General features: G+C 74.6%; 6 protein-coding genes. 5 read left to right on the top strand and 1 reads right to left on the bottom strand.

Annotation, left to right across the window (positions count from 1 at the left end; all coding sequences use genetic code 11):
• Positions 1-392: 392 nt before the first annotated feature.
• Both QSK03_RS24410 and QSK03_RS24405 read left to right on the top strand, forming a co-directional pair.
• Complete coding sequence (locus tag QSK03_RS24410) at positions 393-1922, top strand: threonine/serine exporter family protein (RefSeq protein ID WP_285657578.1); 1530 nt, start codon at positions 393-395, stop codon at positions 1920-1922.
• A complete protein-coding gene (locus tag QSK03_RS24405; protein WP_285657576.1) occupies positions 1888-3285 on the top strand; it encodes an alpha,alpha-trehalose-phosphate synthase (UDP-forming) in 1398 nt (465 codons plus the stop codon). Before QSK03_RS24410 ends, QSK03_RS24405 begins: the two co-directional genes overlap by 35 nt.
• 37 nt (positions 3286-3322) lie before the next feature.
• Here QSK03_RS24405 and QSK03_RS24400 read toward each other — a convergent pair whose 3' ends face one another.
• On the bottom strand, positions 3323-4411 hold the full coding sequence (locus QSK03_RS24400; RefSeq protein WP_285657574.1) for a LacI family DNA-binding transcriptional regulator: 1089 nt from the start codon (positions 4409-4411) through the stop codon (positions 3323-3325).
• A 168-nt stretch (positions 4412-4579) separates the two neighbouring features.
• Here QSK03_RS24400 and QSK03_RS24395 point away from each other — a divergent pair, with 168 nt between their 5' ends.
• From QSK03_RS24395 to QSK03_RS24385, 3 genes are read left to right on the top strand one after another with little or no spacing between them, the layout of a single operon-like run.
• Positions 4580-5512, top strand: a complete 933-nt coding sequence (locus tag QSK03_RS24395; protein ID WP_285657572.1) for a metal ABC transporter solute-binding protein, Zn/Mn family — start codon at positions 4580-4582, stop codon at positions 5510-5512.
• 13 nt (positions 5513-5525) lie between these two features.
• Positions 5526-6329 (top strand): metal ABC transporter ATP-binding protein, encoded by an 804-nt coding sequence (locus tag QSK03_RS24390; protein WP_285657601.1) that lies wholly within the window; start codon positions 5526-5528, stop codon positions 6327-6329.
• Positions 6326-7177 carry a metal ABC transporter permease gene (locus tag QSK03_RS24385; protein ID WP_285657571.1) on the top strand — a complete coding sequence of 284 codons (852 nt, stop codon included), beginning with the start codon at positions 6326-6328 and terminating at the stop codon, positions 7175-7177. The genes QSK03_RS24390 and QSK03_RS24385 overlap by 4 nt, the downstream gene beginning before the upstream one ends.
• Positions 7178-7228: the final 51 nt, after the last annotated feature.

The raw sequence follows: 7228 nt of genomic DNA, 5'->3' as shown, positions 1-7228 counted from the left end.
GCCGTCGCCGCCGAACTCAACGGCCGACCCCGCAAGACCCTCGACTGGCGCTGCCCCGCCCGAGCCATCGACCAACTACTCTCCGCCCCACCAACCACCGGTGTTGCGACCACCCCCTGAGCTCAAGCGTCCGCGAACGTGCACCACGCTCTCCTGATCTCCGCGCAACATCGCCGTACACCCACAACCGGACAAACCACGTCCTGGCAGAGCCGTCATCGCCCGGAACGATCGCCGCGGATGACCCCGCGGCCCCGCTTTGGCACTGTGGGACCGCGCCGGCCCGCGGGGAGCCCGGCGCGAGCCCCGGGCACGTGCGATCGGGTGGGACATGGCGCACGCCCGGGCTCCGACAACCACCGTCGTCCACCACACGTCAGGGCAGGTGCTGGATGAAGATTCCCGGTGTGCCCCGTCCGCGGCCCGAGCACTCCGGCGAGCAGGGAGAGGAAGGTCCGCCGGTGGGGGTGGCCCAGCGAGCCCGTGGCTCGCTCCGCCGACAGTTCCCCGTCACACCCGATCTGAGCCGGGCGATCGACGCCCCGACCGTGCGGGACAACCTGCTCCCCGCGGTCACCGGCCCGCAGGTCGCCGACGACACGCTCGTGCTGCGGGTGCTCGACCTCGCGCTGCGGATCGGCGAGGTCCAGCTCGCCACCGGGGCCGGGGCGGCCGTCGCGTACGACACGATGCTCAACATCGCGAGCGCCTACGGCCTCCCGACGTGCGACGTCGACATCGCGTTCTCGACGATCACCATGTGCTGTCACCGCGGCAACGAGGCCGGTCCGGTGACGACCATGCGCAACGTCCGCTACCGGACCCAGGACTACACGCGTCTCACCGAGATCGACGAGCTCATCACCGCGGTGGTCGACACCGAGGAGCCCCTGCCGGTCGAGGAGGCCACCACCCGGCTGCGCCACGCGGTGCGGGCGCCGCACCCGTACCCGCGCTTCGTCGCGGGTCTCGCGCGGTCGCTGTTCGCCGGCGCGGTCGCGTTCCTCATCGGCGGTGGGGCGACCGTCGCGCTGCTGTCGGTGCTGGCCACCGGCGTCATCTGGGCCGCGGCCCGCTGGCTGGGACGCCGCCGGGTGCCGCTGTTCTTTCAGCAGATGGTCGGCGCGGCCATCGTGACCCTGGGCGCGACCTCGCTCGCGTCGACCGGCGCGCTCGACGACTCGCCGGTGTTCGTCATCGCCGCCGGGATCGTGGTGCTGCTCTCGGGGCTCTCGCTGGTGGGCCTGGTGCAGGACGCGATCACGGGCTTCCCGCTGACCGCGGCCGGGCGGGCCGTCGAGGTGGTGATCGCGTCGGCGGGGCTGCTGGTCGGCGTCGTCGTCAGCATCAAGCTCGTCGGCACGGTGCTGGGCACGGACGCGGGGGCGTACGCGGCCGTCGTCCCGCCGGGGCCGGCGCCGACGCTGGACCCGCTGGCGCTGTTCGCGGCCGCCGCGGCCGGGATGCTGTTCGCCCTCTCCGCGTACGCCCCGTGGCGCTCGCTGCCGCTGGCGGCGCTCGCCGGGGCCGTGGCCTGGGGCGGCTACGCGCTGCTCGGGATCCTCGGCGCCGGTGAGGTCGTCGCCGCCGCCCTCGCCGCGGCGGCGCTGGGGCTCGTCGCGATGATCCTGCCCCGCATCCTGGGTACACCCCCGTTGGTGCTGGTGATCGCCGGGATCACGCCGCTCCTGCCCGGTCTGACGATGTACCGCGGGTTCTCGCAGCTCGCGTACGGCAGCGTCGCCCAGGGAGCGGTGACGATCCTGCTGGCCCTGACCTTCGGTCTCGCCCTCGCGGCCGGGGTCTCGGTCGGGGAGCAGGTCGGCTGGCCCTTGCAGCGGCTGATCCGCCGCCTGCTGCCCGGAGTCACCGCGGAGGAGCGAGCACGTGACGCACGCCGAGGACGCCCCCGGGTCTTCTGACCTGCTGGTGGTCGCCAACCGGTTGCCCTTCGACCTCGACGCCGACGGCGCGTGGCACCGCAGCCCGGGCGGGCTGGTCACCGCGCTGGAGCCGACCCTGCGCGCCCGCGGCGGCGCATGGGTCGGCTGGCCGGGTCGCCCGGACGCCGCGCCCGAGGCGTTCGACGACGACGGCCTGGAGGTCCGCCCGGTGCCGATCACCGCGGACGAGGTCGCGGCGTACTACGAGGGCTTCGCCAACGCGACCCTGTGGCCGCTCTACCACGACGTCGTCGCCACGCCCCGGTTCGAACGCTCCTGGTGGGAGGCCTACCGGACGGTCAACGAGCGCTTCGCGGACGCAGCGGCAGCGGCGGCCGCCGAGGGGGCCACGGTCTGGGTGCAGGACTACCAGCTCCAGCTCGTCCCGCAGCTGCTGCGCGAGCGACGCCCCGACCTGCGCATCGGCTTCTTCCTGCACATCCCGTTCCCGCCCGCGGAGCTGTTCGCCCAGCTGCCGTGGCGGCGTCCGGTGGTCGAGGGCCTGCTCGGCGCCGACGTCGTCGGCTTCCAGACCGAGGGCGGCGCGCAGAACTTCCGTCACGTCGCCACCCGCCTCACCGACGCGACGGACGACGACGGCCGGCTCACCGCGGCGGACGGGCGCGCGATCACCGTCGCCGCCCACCCGATCTCCGTGGACGCCTCCCGGCTCGACGAGACGGCGCGCGACCCGGACACCGCGAAGCGCGCCGAGGCCCTGCGCCACGAGCTCGGCGACCCCCGCACGGTCCTGCTCGGCGTCGACCGCCTCGACTACACCAAGGGCATCGACGTACGGCTCCAGGCGTTCGCCGAGGTCCTCGAGCAGGGCCGCCTCGACCCCGCCGAGACCGTGCTCGTGCAGGTGGCGACGCCCAGCCGCGAGCGTGTCGAGCACTACGCCGAGATGCGCGACGACATCGAGCTCACCGTCGGCCGGATCAACGGCGCGTACGCCGCGGTCGGGCGGCCCGTCGTGCACTACGTGCACCAGTCGACGCCGCGCGAGGAGCTCGTCGCCTTCTACCGCGCCGCCGACGTCATGCTCGTGACGCCCTACCGCGACGGCATGAACCTCGTGGCCAAGGAGTACATCGCCTGCCGCTCCGACGGCGACGGCGCGCTGGTGCTCTCCGAGTTCACGGGCGCCGCCGACGAGCTGGGCGACGGCGCGTTCCTCGTCAACCCCCACGACCTCGACGGCGTCGCCGACGCGATCGTCGCCGCGGCCCGCCAGGACCCCGACGAGGCCCGGCGCCGCATGACCCGGTTGCACGATCAGGTCCTGGAGCACGACGTGGAGCGCTGGGCGGCGGGCTTCCTGGACGCCCTCGGGGTCTAGCCCTCGGGGTCCGGCCCCGAGGGCTGGCCCCTGGCGTCTACCCCTCCCGGGCCGGCCCCGACGTCGCCCGGGCCAGCAGCTCGGTCGGGAGCAGGAGCGTGCGGGAGCGCTGGCGGTCGCCGCGGTCGAGCAGCAGCTCGCCGGCCGCGCGGCCCTTGTCCAGGGTGGGCTGGCGGATCGTCGTCAGCTCGGCGCGCTCCGCGGCCGGGACGCCGTCGAAGCCCGTCACGGTCAGCTCGTCGGGCACGACGCGGCCGGCCTCGCGGGCGTGGCGCAGCGCGCCGAGCGCGAGGATGTCCGAGGTGCAGGCGATGGCGGTGACGTCGTGCTGGGCCAGCAGCTGCTCGCAGGCGGACGCGCCGGCGGACTCGCTGTGGTCGTAGCGCTCGACGACGGGCACCGTCGTCCAGTCGACGCCGGACTCGGCGAACCCCTCGCGCAGCCCGGCCAGGCGGCGTCGCTGCACCTCGTAGCGGGCGCGCTCCTGGCGCTGGGGGCTCGCGAACCCGTCGTTGCGCTCGGTCGAGAGGCGCATGCAGAGCACGCCCACCCGGCGGTGGCCGAGGCTCGCGAGGTGGCGGGCCATGTCGACCATCGCGGCGTGGTCGTCGATGCCGACGCGGTCGACGTCGGAGACGGCGGTGGGCTGGTCGCACACGACCACCGGCACCGGGCGCTCCAGCACGGCGTGGAAGTTGTCGTCGTCGTCGGGCATCGAGTACACGACGAACCCGTCGACACCGGCGCGGGCGACGGCGCCGGGGTCGTCGGCCTCGGGGCTGACCGGGACGAGCAGCAGGCCCGAGCCGTTGTCCTCGCAGGCGAGCGCGAGGCCCTCGAGGAACTGCACGGCCACCGGGTCGCGGAAGGCGTACGACAGGGCCTCGGTGAGCAGCAGGCCCACGGCGCCGGCCTTGCGGGTGCGCAGCGAGCGGGCGACGGGGTCCGGTCCGGGGTAGCCGAGACGGCGCGCGGTGTCGAGCACGCGGCGCCGCAGGGCCGGCGAGAGCTGGTCGGGGCGGTTGTAGGCGTTGGACACGGTCGTCCGCGACACGCCCAGTTCCGCCGCCAGCGAGGCCAGCGTGGCGGTGCGCCGCGACCGGCGCCCCTCGAGTGCCTCTGCCACCGCCCGACGGTATCGACTGTTTCGATCTAGGGCCACTCCGGGCGACGGAACGGCGTCCGTTTGCGATGGGTGTGACCTGCTCGGACGAACCTGACGGTGTCAATCGCTATCGATAACCGTTATCGTTTGCGGTCGACACAGCCCTCCACCCCGACCAGGAGCCGCCCCGTGCCCGCCGTTCCCCGTCCCGTCCGCCGTCCGGCGGGTCTCGTCGCCGCCGTCCTGGGCGCACTGCTGCTCGTCGCCGGGTGCTCGGGGTCCGGTGACTCCGCCGCCCCGGCGCCGGCCGAGGGGCGGACGCTGCAGGTGGTGGCCACGACGAACGTCTGGGGATCGGTCGTCAGCGCGATCGCCGGGCCCGGCGTCGAGGTCCGCTCGATCATCCAGGACCCCGCCGCCGACCCGCACTCCTACGAGAGCACCCCGACCGACGCCGCCGCGATCACCGGCGCGGACCTGGTCGTGTTCAACGGCGGGGGCTACGACGAGTGGGTCACCCAGACCCTCGACAGCGACCCGCAGCTGCGCTCCCGCTCGATCGAGGCCTTCGCCCTGCGCGGCGACCAGGCCGAGGAGAACGAGCACGTCTGGTTCGACCCGACCGCGGTCACGGGCGTCGTCAACCAGGTCGTGGAGCGCCTGAGCGCCCTCGAGCCGGCCCAGGCCGGGGCGCTGCGTGAGCGCGGGGCCGCCTTCACCGCGCGGGTCGACGACGAGGCGGCCCGCCTCGCGGCGATCGGACAGTCCCGCCCGGGCTCCCGCGTCTTCGCGACCGAGCCGATCGCGCACTACCTGCTCGCCACGGCGGGCGTCGCCGACGCGACGCCCCCGGCCTTCAGCGAGGCGATCGAGAACGAGACCGACCCGCCGGCGGGCGTCGTCGCCGAGGTCGGCACCCTGGTGGGGACACGCGGGGTGAACGCGCTGGTGTTCAATCCGCAGACCGAGACCCCGATCACCGAGCAGCTCCGCACCGCCGCCACCGGCGCGGGCGTGCCGGTGGTCGACGTGACCGAGACCCTGCCCGCCGGCCAGGACTACCTGACCTGGGTGGACGGGACCCGCACCGCGCTCGCCAGGGCGCTGGGTGCGCCAGCATGAGGAGCATGAGGTTCTGTCCGTGAGCACGCCGTCGATCCGCTTGGCCGGCGCCGAGGTGCGCCGCGGGGGCAGCACGCTGTGGACCGGCCTCGACCTCGACGTCGCGCCCGGCGAGTTCGTCACGGTCCTGGGGCCCAACGGCTCGGGCAAGACGACGCTGCTCGCGGTCCTGCTGGGGCTGCTGCCGCTCGCGGCGGGCACCTGCGAGGTCGACGGCCGCCCGCCGTCGCGCGGGAGCGCCACCGTGGGGTACGTCCCGCAGCAGACGAGCGTCGACCCGTTGACGCCGCTGCGCGGGCGCGACCTCGTCGGGCTCGGCCTCGACGGGCACCGCTTCGGCCTGCGCCGGGGCGGGCGTGCCGAGCGGACCCGCCAGGTGCGGGAGGCGCTGCTGCAGGTGGACGCGCTGGATCTCGCCGACGCCCCGGTGGGGCGGCTCTCGGGCGGCGAGCAGCAGCGGCTGCGGGTCGCCCAGGCGCTCGTCGGGGACCCCGACCTGCTGCTCGCCGACGAGCCGCTGCACTCGCTCGACCTCGCCCGCCAGCGCACGGTCGTCGAGCTGCTCGAGCGCCGCCGGCGCGAGCACGGCACCGCGATCGTCTTCGTGACCCACGAGCTCAACCCGGTCCTGCCCGTCACCGACCGCGTGCTCTACCTCGTCGACGGGCGCTTCCGCATCGGCACGCCCGACGAGGTGATGACGTCGGAGACGCTCTCGGAGCTCTACCGCACCGACGTCGACGTCGTCCGCGTGCGCGACCGCATCGTCGTCGTCGGGGCGGAGGACCGTCTCGTGCACACCGGGGGCGGCCCGTGACGACGACGTGGGACCTGCTGGCGCTCGACTTCGTCCGCAACGCGCTGATCGCGGGCGTGGTGCTGGCGGTGCTCGCCGGGCTGCTCGGCCCGCTCGTCGTCGGGCGGGGCATGGCGTTCTCGGTGCACGGCACCGCCGAGCTGGCGTTCGCCGGCGGCGCCGGGGCGCTGCTCGTGTTCGGCACCGACGCGATCGGCTGGGGCGCCCTGGTGGGTGCGGTGCTCGTCGCGCTGCTGTTCGGGGCGCTCGGGCGGGCGCAGCGCGAGCGCGACTCGGTGATCGGCGTGCTGCTCTCGTTCGGGCTCGGGCTCGGCGTGCTGTTCCAGGCGCTCTACACGGGGCGGTCGGCGAACAAGTTCGGCCTGCTCGTCGGGCAGATCGTCGGGGTGGACACCGGCGACGTGCTCACGCTGACGGTCGTCGGCGTCGTCGTGCTCGGCGTGCTCGCGGTGGTCCGGCGCCCCCTGCTGTTCGCGAGCCTCGACCCGGACATGGCCGCGGCCCGCGGGGTGCCGGTGCGCGCGCTGTCGATCGTGTTCGCGGTCCTGCTCGGCGTCACGGTCGCGCTCGGCGTGCAGATCGTCGGCGCCCTGCTCGTGCTGTGCCTGCTCATCACCCCGGGTGCGGCCGCCGCGCAGGTCACGGCCTCGCCGACCCTGGCCACGGTGCTCGCGGTCGTCTTCGCCGAGGTCGCGGTGATCGGCGGCATCCTCCTCTCGCTCGGGGCCGGGCTGCCCATCAGCCCGTTCGTCGCGTCGATCGCGTTCGCGATCTACGTGGTGTGCCGGGCCCTCGGGGCGGTGCGGACGCGGCGGCGCGTGACGCGGACGGCACTCGCGACCGGCTGAGTGACCTGCGTCGGTCGTTGCGCCGAACGGGCGAGGGCCGACGCTAGGGTC

The organism is Actinomycetospora sp. NBRC 106375, from assembly GCF_030269665.1.
Taxonomy (GTDB): Bacteria; Actinomycetota; Actinomycetes; order Mycobacteriales; family Pseudonocardiaceae; genus Actinomycetospora.
The sequence above is the reverse complement of the archived record's forward strand: the minus strand, read 5'-3'. Positions and strand labels throughout refer to the sequence as shown.

Coding starts and splice junctions, on each gene's coding strand:
- QSK03_RS24410 (WP_285657578.1), top strand. CDS start 393: ATGAAGATTCCCGGTGTGCCCCGTCCGCGGCCCGAGCACTCCGGCGAG.